Genomic DNA, 17562 nt, shown 5'->3' with positions numbered 1-17562 from the left:
GCCGCGTTATTCGGGGACGATCACGCGGCACCATCGCCTCGCTGTCCGCGCGAGCCGTAGGTCAGTAGTCACGAGTGGTGCGCCGAGTGCCTGTGCAAGTGCCGCATAGCTGGCGTCGTAGGCGCTCATGTCGTGGCGGAACCGCCACATTGCGTGCAAGAGCCGGTGAGCGTCGTGTCGATGGATTTCGAGCTCCATGAAGCTGCCGAGCACCTCTCGCGCCGCGGAAGCCGTGATCTTGCCGCCGTTCACATTTCCGCGCAGTGTGTGAAGGAATTCGTAATCGATCAGGGTCGGTGCGTGCAGTGCGGAATCCGCCCACTCGCCGACCGGCGCCGCGAAGGCGAGCCAATCGAAGAGGATCGAGTTATCCAGCACTATCCGGGAACTCTTCGAGGAACTTCCGCCGTCGCTCGGGCCACTCGTCGCTGAAGATGCCGTGAGGTCCGTAGACGCCGTCTTCGCCGAAGAGCTCTTCATCTCGTTCCGCCCTTGCTCGGCGCGTCATCTCGGCCCCGTTGAGGCCGTCCGCGCGCAGTTGATCCGGGATGCCGGCAGCAATGGCCCGGTTTCGGGCCTCCTCCAAGATCTCGGCGTTGCTCCGGTACTTCACCAGCTCGGCGAGCTGTGCAGCCACGTAGTCCGAAAGGGACATGCCGACCTCGCGCGCCCGCTTCTTGAGCTTGGCGTGCACGTCATCCGGGAGATTCCGCACCTGCAACATAACTGGCATCTTTCCAGGCTACATGTGATGCACATGCACGATTCGGCGAATCTGTGGATAAGAGCGCCTGCGGTCGCCTCCAACCGCTTCGATACGGTTGTGGTGGGACCCGACGCGATGACCGGGGGAGGTGCCAGGATGACCGAGGATCCGAGGATCGCCGCGGCCCGGTACGAATACCGGCGTCGCCAGGCCGGCAGCGAGTCCGATCGCTCCGAACGCCGCGAGTACGACGCGGACGTGCAGGCGAGCGCCAGTGTCGGCGAGGATCTGCAGGCAGCCATCGTCGAGACGGAGCTGCAGCAGGCCATCCGTCGCGGCGAGTTCGACAACCTGCCGGGATCCGGGAAGCCGCTGCCCGGTCTCGGCGGCACGCACGATGAGAACTGGTGGATCCGCAAGATCGAGACGGAGAAGCTGCACGGGCTTGGCCCGGCGGCGTTGACCTTGCGCGTCGAGAACACCGAGCTGGATGACCGTCTCGACCTACTCGTTCGCGAAGCCGACGTGCGAGAGGCTCTGGAGGATTTCAACCGCCGCGTGATCGAAGCGCGTCGGCAGCTCCTGGGTGGTCCGCCGGTCGTCACTCCGACTCGGGACATCGAGCGCGAGGTGGTGGCCTGGCGAGAACGTCGTGAGAACAGACGGGATGCCAGTCAGACGACTCCGGAGGTTTCCGGCACGACGAACCGGAAGTCGCGATGGCGTCGGCTAGGAGGTGCGTGACGCTCTTTCGATCGGCGTGACGGCCGGCAGGCTCGGCAAAGAGTGAGCCAGCCGGCGCTCGCTCAGGGAATGAGCACGATCTTGCCGTGCGGCGCGCGCGAAAGGCTGAGCTCCACTGCGGAGCGCCAGTCGTCGAGCTCGAACGTGCGGCCGATGGGGAGACGGAACTCGCCCTTGGCTGCCTTCGCCGCATACTCGGCCGTCGGGTCGTACGACGGCCAGCCCTGCGTTCGAAGCATGTCCAGGTTCACTCGAGCACCGAGCCGCCTCGCGTCGTCGTGGTTGCTCACGGTCACGACATCGTCCGGATCGCGCACAGTCTCGATCAGGGTCGGGATGATTCCGGTGACCGGCGGCGCGGCATCCAGCACCAGATCCACACGACCTCCGGCGAGCTCGCGTACCCGGGCGACCATGCCGTCGCCGTACCTTGTGACGTGCGCGCCGAAGCCGGTGAGGTCGGTTTCGAAGGTGGCGCCGGCAGTCGCGATCACGTTCGCGCCGTGATCGAGCGCGACCTGCACCGCGGCGTATCCGACCATCGAGCCGGCACCGTGGACAAGCAGAGTGGTGCCATCGTCCACGCCCATCGCGTCGATGGTCCATACGGCGGTCTGGACGACCATGGGCAGGGTTGCCGCATGAATGGAGTCGAGGCCGTCGGGGATCGGTGTCCAGGAGCGCAGGATCGCAACGTCCGCGGCGCCTGCGCTCGGTTGTCCTGCGAAGTCAGCGGACCCGACGACCAGGTCGCCGATCGCGACATCGGTCACATTCCGGCCGACGGCATCCACACGACCTGCGACGTCGCAGCCGACGCCGCGTGGCAGCGATCCGGCCATGAAGCCTCTGCAGATCTGCCAGTCCGCCGGGTTGAGGCCTGTCGCCTCGACTCGCACCCGAACGCGGTCCGCGGGCGGGTCTGCCACCTCGGTGAGTTCTTGATGCAGCACATCGAGCGGCTCTCCGTGCTCGTGGAAGCGGAGGACGCGTGAGGTGATGGTGGACATGTGCACTCCTGACTCGATTCGATGTGGCACACCACGTAGTGACAGTCGCTGACGCTACCACGTTCCGACAGTGACTGACGCATCGGCGATATGATCTCTGCATGCCTCGAAGCGGCGCCGACGCGCGCAAACGACTCCGCGAAGCCGCGTTGGAGCTCTATCGGGATCGCGGCTTCGACGCGACGACGACGGCGCAGATCGCGATTCGGGCGGGCGTGACCGAGCGCACCTATTTTCGCCACTTCGCGGACAAGCGGGAGGTGCTCTTCGACGGTGAAATCGAACTCCGCGACACCCTGGTGAGTGCTATCGAGACGGCACCACCGGGGGAGTCTCCACTGAACGTGCTCACTCGTGCGTTCACAGCAAGCGTGCCGCTCTTGGTGGCAGGCAGATGTGTCGCAGTAGCGCGTCAGTCGATCATCGAGGTAACGCCTGCACTGCAAGAGCGAGCGCACGCCAAGACGGCTGCGCTCATCGAGTCGATCGCGGCAGCCCTGTCTGCGCGCGGCATGCCCGGGTCGTCCGCGGCCTTGGCAGCTCGTGTCGGGATGGTCGCCTTCCGACGCGCCCTCGCAGACTGGGACGGAGCATCCGCCGCCGAACTCGAGCGACTTATCCGGCTCGCGGTCGACGAGGTGCGAGCGCTGGATTGAAGTGCGCGAACGCACGTGACGCTCGTTGAGACCCCCACGGGTAGGCTGCTCACGACGGCTGGAGGTGACATGGCGGGGATCGGCGGCGTTGTGCTGACCTGGCTCGTCGTCGCCGACACCTGGATGCGCACGACGGCGCACGCGGAGCCCACAGCACTCGCCGTGGTCGCACTGGTCGTCGCCGTCGGCGTTCTAGCGATCGGTGTCGCCGTCGCGGTGCGTGTCGTGCTCAGCACGATCGCGCGGGTTCGGCACGGTGTCGCCGATCGCCGGCCGCGCGATCAGGTCGTCGCCGTGCGAACGAGCCGGCCTGAGACACTTCGTGTCGGCGGCCGCGGGGCAAGGGCGCCAGGCGTGCGCATCGGCCCCGCCTCGAGTCTCCTTCCGTAGCGCCAGACATCCGATCAGCCCCACTGACGGGCAGGATGCTTGCGCGACCGTTCAACTCCGGGCGGGGTCTGCCGATCCCGTAACCAACGCCTGGAGTTGTCATGCCCGTTTCCTCTTCTGCCCGCGCCCATACATCCATTTCGCGGCATCGTCTGCCGAGGCGCTTGCGGCTCGCCATCCTGCTCGCCCGCCGCCTTGCATACCGCACGCATCTGCACCTCGCACTGTTCAGCGGCTGGGTATGGGTCGCAGCAGGATCCCTCGTCGGCTTCGAGGCGCTGGAGCTCCTGCTCGGTGGACTGTTCGCCGTTCCAGAGGCGCTGCCCATCGTGCTCCTCGCGCTGGCACTCGTGTGGTACTTCAGGCGAGGCATCCGGCGGCTCATCGCCCGCGTCGTCGACTGGGCACGCACCCGACGTGGTTCAGTGAGAGACACGAGCCAACGAGAGGACGACAGGGCATGACGCACCACGAGCAAGACGAGGCCGAGCTCCGGCGGCACATCGAGCGCATCATCGATGCGATCGGCGCGAAAGACCCGGATGCGCTGCGGCAGCTGTACGCCGCCGACGTCGTCTCCTTCGACGTCGAGCCGCCGCTGCAGCACGTGGGCATCGACTCCAAGCTGCGCAACTGGATCAACGCGTTCGCCGTGTTCGACCGGCTGTCCTACGAGGTGCGCGAGCTGCAGTTCGCGGTGGGCGACGATGTCGCGTTCGGGCACGGCTTCGGGCGCCTGAGCGGCGTGCTGCAGAACGGCGCCACCACCCCAGGCATGTGGGTGCGCGTGTCCTACGGCTTCCGCAGGATCGACGGACGGTGGTCGCTCGTGCACGACCACGTCTCCGTGCCGTTCGACGTCACGACCGGTAAGGGCGTGGCCGATCTCGAGCCCTGACGCGGTCCCGACTCAGATGTAGATGCCCGGGTCGAGCCACGTCTCGTCGGCGTGCGTTTGCGAGAGGTGATGCGGCGCATCCTGCTGTCGCGCCTGCGCCGGGATGCCCACCAGCACGGAATCCGAGGGCGCCGACTTCACGACGACCGCGTTCGCGCCCACCACCGATCGCGCGCCGATGACGATGTCTCCCAGCACCTGTGCCCCGGCGCCGACGACCACACCGTCGCGGAGGGTCGGGTGCCGTTTGCCGCGTCCGCGTGACTTTCCGCCCAGCGTCACGCCGTGGTACAGCATCACGTCGTCGCCGACGACGGCGGTCTCACCGATCACCACACCCATGCCGTGATCGATGAAGAACCGTCGCCCGATGCGCGCTCCCGGGTGGATTTCGATACCGGTCAGGAATCGGGCGAACTGCGACAGCAGGCGCGCAGGCAGCTTGAGACCGGGGGAGCGCCACCAGCGGTGCGCGACGCGGTGCAACCAGATCGCATGCAAGCCGGAGTACGACAGCACGATCTCGGCGGCGCCGCGCGCCGCCGGGTCGTGACGCCTCGCGGCCGCGACATCCTCGCGCATCCGCGACAGCACGCTCATCGAGACGAACTCAGTCCTGCAGGTCCTGGTACAGCACGGTCGACACGTAGCGCTCGCCGAAGTCCGGCACGACGACCACGATCGTCTTTCCCGCGTTCTCCTCGCGCTTCGCCACCTGCACGGCCGCGTGCACCGCGGCGCCGGAGGAGATGCCGGCCAGGATGCCCTCTTCCGCGGCGAGCCTGCGCGCCATCGCGATCGCGGCATCCGCGTTCACGTCGACAACCTCGTCGTAGATCGACGTGTCGAGCACCTCGGGCACGAAGTTCGCGCCAAGGCCCTGGATCTTGTGCGGGCCGGGCGCACCGCCGTTCAGAATCGGCGACTCCTCCGGCTCGACGGCGATGATGCGGATGTCCGACTTCTGCTCGCGCAGGTACTGTCCGGCTCCCGTGATGGTGCCGCCCGTTCCGATGCCGGCCACGAGCACGTCGACATCGCCGTCGGTGTCGGCCCAGATCTCGGGACCCGTGGTCGCACGGTGGATCTGTGGGTTCGCCTCGTTCGCGAACTGCTGCGCCCAGATGGCGTTGTCGGTGTTCGCGACGATCTCCTTCGCCTTCTCGACGGCGCCGCGCATGCCGTCGGCTCCGGGGGTGAGCAGCACCTCGGCGCCGAACGCGCGGAGCAGCACTCGACGCTCCTTGCTGGCGGTCTCCGGCATCGTGATGATCAGCTTGTAACCCCGGGCGGCGGCCGCGAACGCGAGGGCGATGCCGGTGTTCCCGCTGGTGCCCTCGACGATCGTGCCGCCGGGCTTCAGCGCTCCCGCCTGCTCGGCGGCGTCGATGATGGCCACGCCGATGCGGTCCTTCACGCTCGCTGCCGGGCTGTAGAACTCGAGCTTCGCCAGCACCGTGGCATCCGCTCCGTCCGTCACGCGGTTGAGCCGCACGAGCGGAGTGCCGCCGACGACCTGGGTGATGTCGGTGTAGATCTTGCCGGTCATGTGTTGCGCCTTTCGAGAAACGTACCGAAGCCTCGCAGAGCGCGCGGCGGCAGAACGCTGGGCCGCCTCGCATCCTGTCGCAGCCTATTCTTGACGTCTGTCCCGCGTCGTGTGTGTTACGTCAGCGGAATCCGGAAGGACCTCGATGCAGCTCGACCAGACGCTCGGCGACGACGACACCGTCCCCCTCCGTACGCTGCTGAACGAGGCAGCCGAGACGCTGGCGGCGGCCGGCATCCAGGACCCGACGGTCGATGCGGAGCTGCTGGCGGGTCACGTGCTGGGTGCGAGCAGGGGCTCCGTGCAGGCGAAGGCGGTGATGGATGCGCGCGTGCCGGCCGCCGAAGCCTCCCGGCTCCGCGAGGTGGTGCGTCGCCGTGCCGACCGCGAGCCGCTCCAGCACATCACGGGGCGCGCACCGTTTCGCTCGCTCGAGCTACTGGTGGGGCCGGGCGTCTTCGTCCCGCGGCCGGAGACCGAGCTCCTCGCCGGGCTCGCGGTCGACGCGCTGCGATCGTCAGCCGAGCAGCAGCCGATCGGAATCGATCTCGGAACGGGAAGCGGTGCCATCGCGCTCGCCATGGCCACAGAGGTTCCGCACGCTCGCATCGCGGCCGTCGAGCGCTCGTCCGACGCCTACGCGTGGGCGCACCGCAACGTGGAAGAGACGGGCGTGGCGAACCTCGAACTCGTGCAGGGCGACCTGGCGGATGCCTTCCCCGAGCTCGAAGGTCGCGCGGCCGTGGTCGCGTCGAACCCGCCCTACGTGCCCGACGATGCGATCCCGCGCGACCCGGAGGTGCGGCTCTTCGACCCGGCCGCTGCGCTGTACGGGGGCGAAGACGGTCTCGACGTGGTGCGGGTGATCTCCCGTCGAGCGCTCAGTTTGCTGCGGCCCGGTGGGCTCGTCGCGATCGAGCACGGAGAGTTCCAGGGAGAGGCGGTGCGGGACATCCTGGATGCCGACGGCTGGCACGCCACCGCGACGCACGTCGACCTGACACTGCGCGACCGCGTCACGACGGCGGTGCGCTGAGGTGCGCGACAGGAGCCGAAGATCCCTCGAAACGAGCCGCCGGTAGGCTGAACGTGTGGGCGACGCGGCGGTTCCGGCTGAGACCGGCGCCGCGGATGGTCCACGCGAGGTGCTCCGATTTCCGCCCTTCGCGTACTTCTGGAGCGCTACGACCATCCGGGCATTCGGGGGCGCGATATCCGGTGTCGCGTTTCAGGTCCTGATCGTTTCGGTGCTGCACGCAACGCCGATCGAGATCAGCATCTTCAGCGCTTTGAGCGTCGTTCCTTACGTGTTCCTCGGACTGATCGTCGGCGCCCTCATGGACCGCTGGCGACGGCAGCGCACGCTGGTGCTCACCAGCATCGGGCGGGCTTTGGCGTTGGCCTCGATCACTGTTCTTCTGCTCTTCAACGCGCTCGGCTTCTGGTCGTTGGCGATCGTCACCCTGATTCTCGGGGTGCTGGTTCTCTTCGCAGACTCGGCCGCTCAGCCTCTGTTGCCACGCATCGTCCCACGAGCGTCACTCGTCATGGCCAACGCTCGACTCGGTCAGAGCAGCACGGTCGCCAGCACAGCGGGACCAGCCCTCGGTGGAGCGCTTCTCAACCTCCTGGGCGCTCCGATTCTGTTCCTGTTCGACTCGGTCATCACGGCGGTCTCGGCGGTGCTCCAGTCTCGAATCGATGTCGTCGAGTCGAAGCCCGCGCCGCGCACGGATGGCCACCACATCGGCCACGACATCGCCGAAGGGATGCGCTACACCTATCGCCATCGGATGCTTCGACCCCTAGCGCTCTCCATTCACACCTGGTTCCTCGGCAATAGCATCGTGTCCACCCTCTTCGCGGTCTTCGTCCTGCGCGAGCTCGACCTGCCGGCATGGGCCTTCGGCGTCACGCTCGCGTTCGGAGCCGTCGGCGGTTTCCTCGGCGCCCTCGTCGCCCCGCGCATCGGAGCCCGACTCGGCGCCGGGGGAGGAATCTTCCTCGGCCGAGCCCTCGTTGTCGCGCCATGGCTCGCGCTGGCGATCGTGCCGATCGATGCGACCAGCGGTATCGGCGTGTTGCTGACCTTCGTCTCCGCTGCTCAATTCGTCTACGGCCTCTCCATGGGCATCGAGGATGCGAACGACACCGGGTATCGACAGGCTGTGGCGCCGGACGCGCTACAGGGAAGGATGAACTCGACCATCCGCACGGTCAACCGAGTCGTCTTCTTGCTCGGTGCTCTGCTTGCCGGACTGCTGGCGACATTCCTCGGCTATCGCCTCAGCATCGGAATCGGAGCGACGATCTTCGCCGCAGCAGCCCTCATCGTCGCCGTCTCACCGCTTCGCAAGGCCCGCCACTCGGATACGCCGGACGCCGCGCTCTGAAGACGCGACGAACTGAAACAGGGAGAGTCGCCTGCGACGTCAGATGAAGAAGAGCGTCGCACACAGCAGTGCGATGTCGACGGCGAGCAGTGTTGCGCGAAGGACGATGATCGATTCCCATCGGTTCTGCAGGGCGCGGGCGTTTGTGGGCACCTCGTCGGCCAACGCCGCAGCAGTGAGAGTCGTGTTGATCGGTTTGGCGATGAGAGCGAAGAGCAGAAGCCACACGATCAGGAGAGCCAAGGCGACGCCGGAGAGTATGCCTGCCACGGGGCTCGCCCACACGGACGCGAGAACAACTGTGGCGACGGTAAGGACCGTCCCGCCGATGCCTATCGGCGGGAAGCGGCGATCGCCGTAGAAGTGCCCTCGACCGACGATCTGCACGAGCGTACGGTCGTCGATCTCGGCGTAGACCGCTCGCTGCACGACGGCGATGCTCATGTCCGTCCCGAAGATGACGGCGAGGCTGAGAATGGCCAGCGTCGTGGTGATGGCGATGATGACTGTCATGTTCTCCTCCGTGTTAGCAATGCTAAGTGTTAGCGGTGCTAATCTACGGGTATGCCTCGTTACGCGCAAGACACCCGGAGAATCCTCGAGCGAGAGGCGCGGATCATCCAGACGACGCGCGAAATCGCGGAGCGCGAGGGTTGGTCTGCGGTCACAGTGCGCCGGCTCGCCGAGGCGATCGGCGTGAGTCAGCCGATCCTGTACCGGCATTTCCCGCGCGGCCGCGAAGAGATCGTCGAACGCGTCGTGATCGACGGGTATGCCGAACTCGCGAAAGCGATGGATGTTCCGGACGACGACACCGGCACGCTGCCAGCACTCATCGCTGCGTACCTCGCATTCGCCAGGGAGCACCCCGCCGTGTACGAGGCCATGGCGTCCTTCCGTACCGGAATCGCCTTCGCCTCAAGCGACACGCCTGTTGTGCTCCGCCAAGGCTTCGCGCTCCTCGAGCGAGCCGTCGGCGGAAGGGATGGCCGCGACACGGCGGTGCGTGCAGAGCTCCTCTGGAGCACGCTCCACGGCATCAGCCAGCTCGAGGCGCACGATCGACTGGACTCCGACCTCGACGGTCTCCGCGAGGAAGCTGTCGTGGCGCTGTTCGCTGCACACTCCCCACAGTGACAGATGCGGCGGCCATGGTCCGTGCCTCGCCCGGCTATCGCGCTGGGCGCTCCTTCTGGGCGCGTTCGCGAGCCGCCTTCAGCGCATCGCGCTCGCGTTTGCGGGCGTCCCTGAGCGCCTTCTCGGCCTCGCGGCGGGCTTTGGCGGCCTCCTTGACCCGTTTGTCCGAGCCGTAGAGGCCGACATCCTGCGCGTCATCCGGACCGGTCACTGCAGCACCGGAGCCGCCCTGCTCGATGTAGCGCTGGATGCCGTCGAGCATCCGCTCGATTCCGAACGCGAAGTCGTCGAACTCCGTGTTCGTGTACGCGCCTCCCGCGATCAGCGGAGCCAGATCGGGGAAGCGATCGGGAGTCACGAGCTGCGCGAGCGCCGCAGCGAACGGCGCACCGCTGACCTCCTCGGCGGTTGCACCCGACGTGGCGATGTCGGACTGCACATCGCCGACGCCACGCACGTACGACGCCAGCAGCAGCACGCACGCCATCTTCTCCTCGTCGCGCAGGGGAGCCGAGCGGAGCGCCCGAAGCGCGGTGTCGATCAGGCGCATCACGTTCGGCGTCATCGGCGTGCCGCTGATCGGGATGCGGCTGTACCAGGGATGCCGCGTGAACGCTCCGAGATTCGCCACCGTCCACTGCTTGAGCCCCGCCCGCCAGTCGTCCTCGGGCGGCTCCGGCAGTTCGATATCGGCGACGGCGTCCTGCATGAGCAGGAGCAGATCATCCTTGCTCGTCACGTAACGGTAGAGCGACATGGTCGTGAAACCCAGGGCCGACGCGACGCGCGCCATCGAGACCGCGCCGAGCCCTTCGGCATCCGCGATCTCGATGGCGGCGTCCACGATGCGCTCGATGCTGAGCTCCCGCTTCGGTCCGCGCTGTGGTCGCTCAGCGACTCCCCACGACAGCGCCACCGCGTGCGGCAGGGCCAGATCGGCGCCCACGTGTTCGTCGGACATGGTGCTTCACGCTACTCCTTCACGCGTCGCCCGAATGCCAGCGCAGAACCCACGATTCCGACGACCAGGATGCCGGCGAGCCATGCAAGCGCCACCCACAGCGTTCCTCCTGGAGCCTTCCCGGACAGCAGATCCCGCAGCGTCTCGATGATGGGCGTGTACGGCTGGTGCTGGGCGAATCCGCGCAACCAGGCCGGCATCGTGTCCACCGGGACGAAGCCGCTGGAGATGTAGGGAAGAAAGAGGAACACGAAGTTGATGGATGCCGCGGCATCCACGCTGAGGAACAACCCGGCGAGCGTGCTCAGCCAGGTGAACGCGAGGATCATCAGCACGACGAACAGAAGCGCCCCCAGCCATCCGCCAAAGCCCGCCTCCGGGCGGTATCCGAGCAGGAGGGCCACTCCGAGCACGGGGATGCAGGCCGCGAGGTTGCGCAGCACGCTGGAGATCACGTGCCCGTGCAGTACGGCGGAGCCGAGGATCGGGAGGGTCTTGAACCGGTTGACGGTGCCGCTCGTGACGTCCTGCGCGACCGCCACTGCCGTCGCCGCGGAGCCGAATCCGAGGCAGAGCACGAGCGTTCCCGGCACGACGTAGTTCACGTAGTCCCCGTCGGACTCCAGCGCGCCGCCGAAGATCACCACGAACACGAGCATGATGCTGACCGGAATCGCGAACGCCGTGATGAGCGCGTCCACGCTTCGAAGGGTGCGCCGCGGCTCCCGGCCCGACATGGCGACGACGTCGGCCAGGGAAGTGCCGAGTCCCCTCTTCTTCGTCCGGGCGATACCCGGAGCCCAGTCGATAGTGGTCATGCCGCCTTCTCCTTCTTGTCGGTGATGCTCTTGTCTGCTGCCGCGCGTTGCGCCGCGCTCGTGCCGGTCAGGGTGAGGAACACGTCGTCGAGCGTCGGACCGACGATCGCGATGTCGGTCACCTGGATGTCGTGCGCAGCCGTCTGGGCGAGGAACGAACGGATGTCCGCGACGGCATCGGTCGACGGCATCCGCACCGTCAGCGCGTCCGCGTCCACGTCGAGGTCAGGCCGCCCGCGACCCAGGGCGGCCGCCCGCTCGACATCGCCCGGCGCGCCGAACGAGAACACGATGTGATCGCCGCTCACCTCGGACTTGAGCTGATCCGGAGTACCGGTGGCCACGATGCGTCCACCGTCGATGACGCCGACCCGGTCGGCAAGCCGCTCCGCCTCGTCCAGATACTGGGTGGTGAGCAGGATCGTCGTTCCGTTGGCCGCGAGGCCCGCGACGAGTGACCAGAGCTGCGACCTGCTGCGCGGGTCGAGCCCGGTGGTCGGTTCGTCGAGGAACAGCACCTCGGGCGACGCGACCAGGCTGATCGCGAGGTCGAGGCGTCGTCGCATGCCGCCCGAATAGCCGGCGACCTTGCGATTCGCGGCCTCACCGAGGTCGAACGCGTCGAGCAGCTCATCGACCCTTGTGCGCCTGGCTGCGCCGTCAAGATGATTGAGCGAGGCCATCATCACCAGGTTCTCTCTGCCGGTCTGGAACGCGTCGACCGAGGCGTACTGCCCGGTCAGTGCGAACCTGCTGCGTGCCGCGGCGGGTCTGCGCAGCACGTCGACCCCGGCGACTCGGGCGGTGCCCGCATCCGGCTTGATGAGGGTGGAGAGGATGTTCACCGTCGTCGTCTTGCCCGCCCCGTTAGGGCCGAGCAGCGAGTAGATCTCGCCGCGGACGACGTGGAAGTCCACGCCGTCGAGCACGACGTGCTTGCCGTACTCCTTGCGCAGACCCGCCACCTCGATGGCCGGCCGCTGATGCGTTGTCGTCATGTGTCTGCCTTCCGTCTTCCTCGGTTCTGTGTATTGCGTACTCGTAGTGTAGAGCATAAACAGTGTGCAACGTAAGCAGAAGGCTATCTGGAGGAATCGAGAGCGACCGGCGCAGCCCCCGTGGAGAGACAGACCCTAGAATCGAGCGGTCATGACCACCTTCTTCGACTGCTCAGACGACGACGGTCTCGCCGAGGGCACGAGCCAAGCGCGCACTGCCATCGAGAACGGCGACCTCATCGTCCTTCCCACCGACACCGTCTACGGCATCGGGGCCGACGCGTTCAGCGCCACCGCCGTCGCCAGCCTGCTGGCTGCCAAGGGCCGAGGCCGCCAGTCGCCTCCTCCCGTGCTCATCCCCGCTCTTGCAACGCTCGATGCGCTGGCCGAGACGGTTCCGCAGGAGGCCCGCGACCTCGCCGGCGCGTTCTGGCCGGGCGGCCTCACGATCGTGCTTCCCGCTCAGCCTTCGCTCTCCTGGGACCTCGGCGAGACCAAGGGCACCGTCGCGCTGCGCATGCCGAACAACCCGGTCGCTCTCGCGCTCCTGCGTTCGACCGGACCGCTCGCCGTCTCCTCGGCGAACAAGACAGGTATGCCCGCCGCCACGACCGCGCAAGAGGCCGAGGGGATGCTCGGCGACAGCGTGCAGATCTACCTCGACGGCGGACAGGTGGGTGGCGACTACGCGGAGAGCGGCGTCACCGAGACGTCCTCGACCATCGTGGATGCCACGGCTCTCGCCTCGGGATCGGGCAAGATCCGCATCCTTCGGCACGGTGTCATCTCCGACGAGCAGATCCGCGAGGTCGTCGGTGACGCGCTGGAGACCGACACAGCAGGGGACCAGCAGCCCACATGACCCTTCTCGTCGTCATCGGACTGATCACCGCGATCGTCACGTTCGTGCTCTCGATCGTGGTGTGGCGGGTGGCGCTGAGATTCAAGCTGTATCCGCGCATCCGCGACCGCGATGTGCACACCAGGCCGACACCGCGTCTCGGCGGAGTCGCGATGTTCCTCGGCATCGTCGTCGCGTTCGGAGTCGCGTACCTCTTCTCACTGACGTTCCCCGGCTTCGGCGGCCCGCTGCTCGGCGTCGTGTTCTCCGACCCGACGCCGGTCTTCGCGATCCTCGGTGCCGCACTCCTGATCGTCGTGATCGGCGTCGCCGACGACCTGTGGGATCTCGACTGGATGACCAAGCTCGCCGGGCAGTTCGTGGCCGCCGGCCTCGTGGCCTGGCTCGGCGTGCAGATCTACTCGCTCCCGCTGGGCGGGGGAGTGACGGTCGGATCGCCGTGGATGAGCGTGGCCATGACGGTCATCGCCATCGTGCTGGTGATGAACGCGATCAACTTCATCGACGGACTCGACGGCCTCGTCGCCGGTGTCGCCCTCATCGCCAACGGCGCGTTCTTCCTGTACAGCTACCTGATCACGGTGAAGACGAGCCCGTCCAACTACTTCAGCCTCGCCTCGGTGATCGCGATCATCCTGGTCGGTGCGTGCGCCGGATTCCTGCCGTTGAACTGGCATCCGGCCCGCATGTTCATGGGCGACACGGGTGCCCTGCTGGTCGGTCTGTTGATGGCGTCGTCGGCCATCGCGGTCACCGGGCAGCTCGATCCCGCATCCATTCAGCAGGGCGGGGCGCGGGCGCTGTTCCCCGCGTTCATCCCGATCATCCTGCCCTTCGCGGTGCTGGTGGTGCCCTTGCTCGACTTCGGCCTCGCCGTGTTCCGGCGCGTCCGGGCCGGCAAGTCGCCGTTCAGCGCCGACCGCAAACACCTGCACCACCGCCTGCTCGATATGGGTCACACCCACCTGCACGCGGTGCTCATCTTCTACGCCTGGACGGCCGTGGTCTCGATCGGCTGCCTGCTGTTCTACTTCCAACCGCTGTGGCCCGCGATCGTCTTCCTGTGCGTCGGACTCGTCGTCTGCACGGCGCTCACCCTCGCCCCGCTCAGCAGGCGCAAGAGCTCTGAGGTCGCCGCGGAACTGATGCCGCCGGATGCCAGGGGAGCGGATGCCGCGGCCCGCTTCGATCCGCTCGACGCGGCATCCGAGGCATCCCGACACCAAATGGCGCATCACGAGCCGTCGCAGCTCGGACCGTCTGAGAACGAACCACGGAAGGAATCCGCATCATGACCGAATCGCACCGACCTGCGAGCGCTGCACGGCAGAGCCCGCGGCCGATGGGAGCCCGGCCGATGCTGATGCTCGCACTGAAGTACGGAGCGATCTTCGCGATCGCTGTCGCCGTAGTCGCCGGACTGATCGGCCTGGCCGTCTCCGGCGTTCCCGGCCTGCTCGGCGGCCTTCTCGGTGCGGTCGTGGCCGCCGTGTATCTCGGCCTGACCGCGGTCACGATGCTCGTCGCCTACCGACTCGCGAACGGCGACCTGACCTCGCCCGTCTACTTCGGCACCGTCATGGGCGCGTGGCTGCTCAAGGTCATCGTGTTCGTCATCGTCGTGCTGCTCGTCGGATCGCAGAAGTGGGTCGACGGACGTGTGATGTTTTTCACGATCATCGTCGCCGTGCTCGGATCGCTGATCCTCGACTGCGTCGCGTACATGCGCGCGCGAGTGCCGTATGTCGACGTCGAACTGCCCTCGGCGGATACTTCGAGCGAGTCGTCCGCGACCGTCGACGACGATCCCGATGCTCGTCGGTGACCAGTCGCCGACTGGTCAAGGAACGTGCGATGCGACCCGAGACGAGCGTGCAGAAACGCCTTCTACGTTTGGTAGAGTGATTCAGACCCCGACCCCGTTCCTCGTTGAACACCGATGCCGGAGAATGCCCTGATAACGCCCATGCTTCTTTCCACAGTGCTGTCCGTCAAAGGCGACAATTCCGGTGGGTTCGAGGGACCGTCGATCTCCGACTTCTTCCCGCCGGACGTCCTCTTCGCCGGGACTCCGTTCGCGCTGAACCGGGTGATGCTCATTCGCATCCTGGTCTGCGTGCTCGTCCTGCTGGTCTTCTGGCTGGGCACCAGGAACATGAAGCTGCGGCCGTCACGTACGCAGGTCGCGTTCGAGTACATGGTGGGCTTCGTCCGCAACGGCATCATCTACCAGAACCTCGGCGAGAGGGTCGGCAAGCGCTACGAGCCGCTCCTGATGACGTTCTTCTTCCTGATCCTCGGGATGAACCTGATGGGGTCGATACCGGGGTTCCAGCTCGCGCCCACCTCGATCATCGGACTCCCGATGGTGATGGCGATCATCGCCTGGTTCATGTTCGTCATCGCCGGCATGCAGGAGAAGGGGTGGCGGTTCTGGAAGGACTCGCTCTTCCTCCCCGGCGTGCCGTGGCCGCTCTACTTCCTGCTCACGCCGCTGGAGTTCCTCTCCACCTTCATCGTTCGGCCGGTCACGCTGACGCTGCGACTCACGATGAACATGATGGCCGGTCACATGCTGGTCGTGCTCTGCTTCGCGGCAACGCAGTTCTTCTTCTTCACGGTGCTCGCGGACGGCAACCTGCTCGGCCTGCTCGGAGTCGGATCCTTCGCCTTCGGCATCGCGTTCACGCTGCTCGACCTGTTCGTCGCGATCCTGCAGGCCTACGTCTTCACGATCCTGTCCGCCATCTACATCCAGCTCGCGGTGGCCGAAGAGCACTGATCCGCTCGCTTCACCGCATCATCCACCCCTTGAAAGGAACAATCACGTGAATATCGTCGGACAACTCGCTCCGCTCGCCTTCGGTCTGGCCGTCATCGGCTCCGGTATCGGCGTGGGTTACGTCATCGGTAAGACCATCGAGTCGGTCGCCCGTCAGCCCGAACTGCAGGGCCGCCTGCAGAGCCTCATGTTCCTCGGCGTCGCGCTGACGGAGGCCCTCTGCTTCATCGCGATCGCCGTCGCGTTCATTCCGTTCCCGAAGCCGTAACGCTTCAGCCGGCCAGTAGCAACTTTTCGAAGGAGTCCTAATGCTCTCCACAGCCGTCGTCGCCGAGGGGAACCTCCTCATCCCGACGATCCCTGACCTTCTGTGGGGCACGATCGTCTTCGTCATCATCCTGGTCTTCTTCATCGTGAAGGGCCTGCCGGCGATCAACAAGCTGCTCGACGAGCGACGCGACGCGATCGACGGTGGCATCCAGCGCGCCGAGAAGGCCCAAGCCGATGCGAACGCCGTGCTCGAGCGCTACACCGCTCAGCTCGCCGAGGCTCGTGCCGAGGCCGGCCGCATCCGCGAGCAGGCCCGCGTCGAAGGCGCAGCGATCCTGGCGGAGCTCAAGGAGAACGCGTCGGCCGAGGCGGCCCGCATCACCGCGAACGCGCAGGCCCAGATCGAGTCCGAGCGGGCCGGCGCGCTGGCCTCGCTGCGTGCCGAGGTCGGGACGCTCGCCGTCGACCTCGCCTCCCGCATCGTCGGCGAGGTGCTCTCCGACGACAAGCGGTCAGAGGCGCTCGTCGACCGCTTCCTCGCCGACCTCGAGCAGGATCAGCTCTCGAAGGCGGGCGAGTAAGTGGGATCCGCTACCCGCGAAGCACTGGATCGCGCCAAGGCCGAACTGGCCGAGGCATCCGAGGTGTCGCTACGCACCGGTGAGCAGCTGCTGGCGGCCGGTCGCACGATCGACAGCACGCCGCAGCTGAAGGCGCTGCTCGCCGACCCCTCCGTCGAGTCCGCCGACAAGGGCGCGCTCGTCACCCGCATCTTCGGTTCGTACGACCCCGCCGCGCTGCGCATCCTGAGCGGGATCGCGCAGTCGCGTTGGTCGAGTCCTGTGCAGCTGATCGACGGCATCGAGGAGATCGGCATCCGCGCGGTCGCACGTGCGTCAGGCGACGACGGGACCATCGAGTCCGAGCTCTTCGCGTTCGCCCGCGCCGTCGACAGCGACGACGAGCTCGAGCTCGCGCTCGGAAGCAAGCTGGGCGATCCGGCTCGAAGGGTCGAGGTCGTCGAACGGCTCCTCACCGGCAAGGCGAGCGACGCCACCCTGGCCCTGGTCACCTACGCGGTCCAGACGCAGCGCGGCAGGCGCCTCGTCGAGGTCGTCGGGCACATCGCCGAGATCGTCGCCCAGGATGCCGGCGCCATGGTCGTCTCCATCACCGCCGCCGCTCCGCCCACCGCATCCCAGCTCGACCGGCTGCGGTCCTCGCTGACGCAGCGGTACGGCCGCACTCCCCGTTTCGCGATCACCATCGACCCCCGGCTCATCGGCGGCCTCCGGGTGCAGATCGGCGACGAGGTCATCGACGGCAGCGTGGCGAACCGTCTCGCCGACCTGCGACTGAAACTGGCCGGCTGACCCGGCACGACGCAC

The 17562-nt window shown here is 66.9% G+C and carries 24 protein-coding genes; 15 read left to right on the top strand and 9 right to left on the bottom strand.

The annotated features are described in order from the left end of the window. Nucleotides 1-6: 6 nt before the first annotated feature. Entirely contained in the window at nucleotides 7-378 is a 372-nt protein-coding gene (locus tag ACTHNC_RS00755; RefSeq protein WP_440292674.1) for a type II toxin-antitoxin system VapC family toxin, read from the bottom strand. Then, the gene (locus ACTHNC_RS00750) at nucleotides 368-694 is read right to left on the bottom strand and encodes a hypothetical protein (protein WP_440292673.1); all 327 of its coding nucleotides are present in this window, start codon (nucleotides 692-694) and stop codon (nucleotides 368-370) included. Before ACTHNC_RS00750 ends, ACTHNC_RS00755 begins: the two co-directional genes overlap by 11 nt. A 168-nt stretch (nucleotides 695-862) precedes the next feature. On the opposite strand from ACTHNC_RS00750, the gene ACTHNC_RS00745 reads away from it, so the two are divergent. Continuing rightward, a complete protein-coding gene (locus ACTHNC_RS00745; RefSeq protein ID WP_440292700.1) occupies nucleotides 863-1450 on the top strand; it encodes a DUF1992 domain-containing protein in 588 nt (195 codons plus the stop codon). A 62-nt stretch (nucleotides 1451-1512) separates the two neighbouring features. Here ACTHNC_RS00745 and ACTHNC_RS00740 read toward each other — a convergent pair whose 3' ends face one another. After that, complete coding sequence (locus tag ACTHNC_RS00740; RefSeq protein ID WP_440292672.1) at nucleotides 1513-2460, bottom strand: NADP-dependent oxidoreductase; 948 nt, start codon at nucleotides 2458-2460, stop codon at nucleotides 1513-1515. Between the two features lie 101 nt (nucleotides 2461-2561). On the opposite strand from ACTHNC_RS00740, the gene ACTHNC_RS00735 reads away from it, so the two are divergent. The 4 genes from ACTHNC_RS00735 (at nucleotide 2562) to ACTHNC_RS00720 (ending at nucleotide 4404) form a co-directional block, all read left to right on the top strand. Further along, nucleotides 2562-3116, top strand: a complete 555-nt coding sequence (locus ACTHNC_RS00735; protein WP_440292671.1) for a TetR/AcrR family transcriptional regulator — start codon at nucleotides 2562-2564, stop codon at nucleotides 3114-3116. Nucleotides 3117-3185: 69 nt separating this feature from the next. Beyond that, a complete protein-coding gene (locus ACTHNC_RS00730) occupies nucleotides 3186-3506 on the top strand; it encodes a hypothetical protein (protein ID WP_440292670.1) in 321 nt (106 codons plus the stop codon). Between the two features lie 101 nt (nucleotides 3507-3607). After that, nucleotides 3608-3970 carry a hypothetical protein gene (locus tag ACTHNC_RS00725; RefSeq protein WP_440292669.1) on the top strand — a complete coding sequence of 121 codons (363 nt, stop codon included), beginning with the start codon at nucleotides 3608-3610 and terminating at the stop codon, nucleotides 3968-3970. Continuing rightward, nucleotides 3967-4404 carry a YybH family protein gene (locus ACTHNC_RS00720; RefSeq protein WP_440292668.1) on the top strand — a complete coding sequence of 146 codons (438 nt, stop codon included), beginning with the start codon at nucleotides 3967-3969 and terminating at the stop codon, nucleotides 4402-4404. Before ACTHNC_RS00725 ends, ACTHNC_RS00720 begins: the two co-directional genes overlap by 4 nt. 12 nt (nucleotides 4405-4416) lie before the next feature. Here the strand turns inward: ACTHNC_RS00720 and epsC are convergent, their stop codons facing one another. Both epsC and cysK read right to left on the bottom strand, forming a co-directional pair. Then, nucleotides 4417-5004 (bottom strand): serine O-acetyltransferase EpsC, encoded by a 588-nt coding sequence (gene epsC / locus ACTHNC_RS00715; RefSeq protein ID WP_440292667.1) that lies wholly within the window; start codon nucleotides 5002-5004, stop codon nucleotides 4417-4419. Nucleotides 5005-5014: 10 nt separating this feature from the next. After that, on the bottom strand, nucleotides 5015-5953 hold the full coding sequence (cysK, locus tag ACTHNC_RS00710; protein ID WP_440292666.1) for a cysteine synthase A: 939 nt from the start codon (nucleotides 5951-5953) through the stop codon (nucleotides 5015-5017). A gap of 145 nt (nucleotides 5954-6098) precedes the next feature. Between cysK and prmC the strand changes: the two genes are divergently transcribed. After that, nucleotides 6099-6989 carry a peptide chain release factor N(5)-glutamine methyltransferase gene (gene prmC / locus ACTHNC_RS00705; protein WP_440292665.1) on the top strand — a complete coding sequence of 297 codons (891 nt, stop codon included), beginning with the start codon at nucleotides 6099-6101 and terminating at the stop codon, nucleotides 6987-6989. Between the two features lie 55 nt (nucleotides 6990-7044). Continuing rightward, a complete protein-coding gene (locus ACTHNC_RS00700) occupies nucleotides 7045-8346 on the top strand; it encodes an MFS transporter (RefSeq protein WP_440292664.1) in 1302 nt (433 codons plus the stop codon). Between the two features lie 39 nt (nucleotides 8347-8385). On the opposite strand, the gene ACTHNC_RS00695 is transcribed toward ACTHNC_RS00700, so the two are convergent. Then, the gene (locus ACTHNC_RS00695) at nucleotides 8386-8859 is read right to left on the bottom strand and encodes a DUF1772 domain-containing protein (protein ID WP_440292663.1); all 474 of its coding nucleotides are present in this window, start codon (nucleotides 8857-8859) and stop codon (nucleotides 8386-8388) included. A 51-nt stretch (nucleotides 8860-8910) separates the two neighbouring features. On the opposite strand from ACTHNC_RS00695, the gene ACTHNC_RS00690 reads away from it, so the two are divergent. Then, nucleotides 8911-9483, top strand: coding sequence for a TetR/AcrR family transcriptional regulator (locus ACTHNC_RS00690; protein ID WP_440292662.1), 573 nt, complete (start codon nucleotides 8911-8913; stop codon nucleotides 9481-9483). A gap of 34 nt (nucleotides 9484-9517) precedes the next feature. On the opposite strand, the gene ACTHNC_RS00685 is transcribed toward ACTHNC_RS00690, so the two are convergent. Genes ACTHNC_RS00685 through ACTHNC_RS00675 form a run of 3 tightly spaced genes read right to left on the bottom strand, consistent with a single transcriptional unit; the run spans nucleotide 9518 to nucleotide 12260 of the window. Next, nucleotides 9518-10444, bottom strand: coding sequence for a TetR/AcrR family transcriptional regulator C-terminal domain-containing protein (locus ACTHNC_RS00685; protein WP_440292661.1), 927 nt, complete (start codon nucleotides 10442-10444; stop codon nucleotides 9518-9520). 11 nt (nucleotides 10445-10455) lie between these two features. Continuing rightward, nucleotides 10456-11262, bottom strand: a complete 807-nt coding sequence (locus ACTHNC_RS00680) for an ABC transporter permease (protein ID WP_440292660.1) — start codon at nucleotides 11260-11262, stop codon at nucleotides 10456-10458. Further along, nucleotides 11259-12260 carry an ATP-binding cassette domain-containing protein gene (locus ACTHNC_RS00675; protein WP_440292659.1) on the bottom strand — a complete coding sequence of 334 codons (1002 nt, stop codon included), beginning with the start codon at nucleotides 12258-12260 and terminating at the stop codon, nucleotides 11259-11261. Before ACTHNC_RS00675 ends, ACTHNC_RS00680 begins: the two co-directional genes overlap by 4 nt. A gap of 151 nt (nucleotides 12261-12411) precedes the next feature. Between ACTHNC_RS00675 and ACTHNC_RS00670 the strand changes: the two genes are divergently transcribed. The 7 genes from ACTHNC_RS00670 to ACTHNC_RS00640 all read left to right on the top strand — a co-directional run bounded on the left by ACTHNC_RS00670 (nucleotide 12412) and on the right by ACTHNC_RS00640 (nucleotide 17547). Further along, a complete protein-coding gene (locus tag ACTHNC_RS00670) occupies nucleotides 12412-13122 on the top strand; it encodes an L-threonylcarbamoyladenylate synthase (protein WP_440292658.1) in 711 nt (236 codons plus the stop codon). Then, a complete protein-coding gene (locus tag ACTHNC_RS00665; RefSeq protein WP_440292657.1) occupies nucleotides 13119-14417 on the top strand; it encodes an MraY family glycosyltransferase in 1299 nt (432 codons plus the stop codon). Before ACTHNC_RS00670 ends, ACTHNC_RS00665 begins: the two co-directional genes overlap by 4 nt. Then, nucleotides 14414-14947, top strand: coding sequence for a hypothetical protein (locus ACTHNC_RS00660; protein WP_440292656.1), 534 nt, complete (start codon nucleotides 14414-14416; stop codon nucleotides 14945-14947). Before ACTHNC_RS00665 ends, ACTHNC_RS00660 begins: the two co-directional genes overlap by 4 nt. A gap of 141 nt (nucleotides 14948-15088) precedes the next feature. Then, nucleotides 15089-15904: a F0F1 ATP synthase subunit A gene (gene atpB, locus ACTHNC_RS00655; protein ID WP_440292655.1), complete on the top strand. Its 816-nt coding sequence runs from the start codon at nucleotides 15089-15091 to the stop codon at nucleotides 15902-15904. A 46-nt stretch (nucleotides 15905-15950) separates the two neighbouring features. Continuing rightward, nucleotides 15951-16172 (top strand): F0F1 ATP synthase subunit C, encoded by a 222-nt coding sequence (gene atpE, locus ACTHNC_RS00650; protein ID WP_286289434.1) that lies wholly within the window; start codon nucleotides 15951-15953, stop codon nucleotides 16170-16172. 40 nt (nucleotides 16173-16212) lie between these two features. After that, nucleotides 16213-16755, top strand: coding sequence for a F0F1 ATP synthase subunit B (locus ACTHNC_RS00645; protein WP_440292654.1), 543 nt, complete (start codon nucleotides 16213-16215; stop codon nucleotides 16753-16755). Beyond that, a complete protein-coding gene (locus ACTHNC_RS00640) occupies nucleotides 16756-17547 on the top strand; it encodes a F0F1 ATP synthase subunit delta (RefSeq protein WP_440292653.1) in 792 nt (263 codons plus the stop codon). Nucleotides 17548-17562 lie beyond the last annotated feature (15 nt).

The sequence above is a fragment of the Humibacter sp. genome (assembly GCF_051954055.1).
Classification (GTDB): Bacteria; Actinomycetota; Actinomycetes; order Actinomycetales; family Microbacteriaceae; genus Humibacter.
Note: the sequence above shows the minus strand (reverse complement) of the source record. Positions and strands in the feature narration are given on the sequence as shown.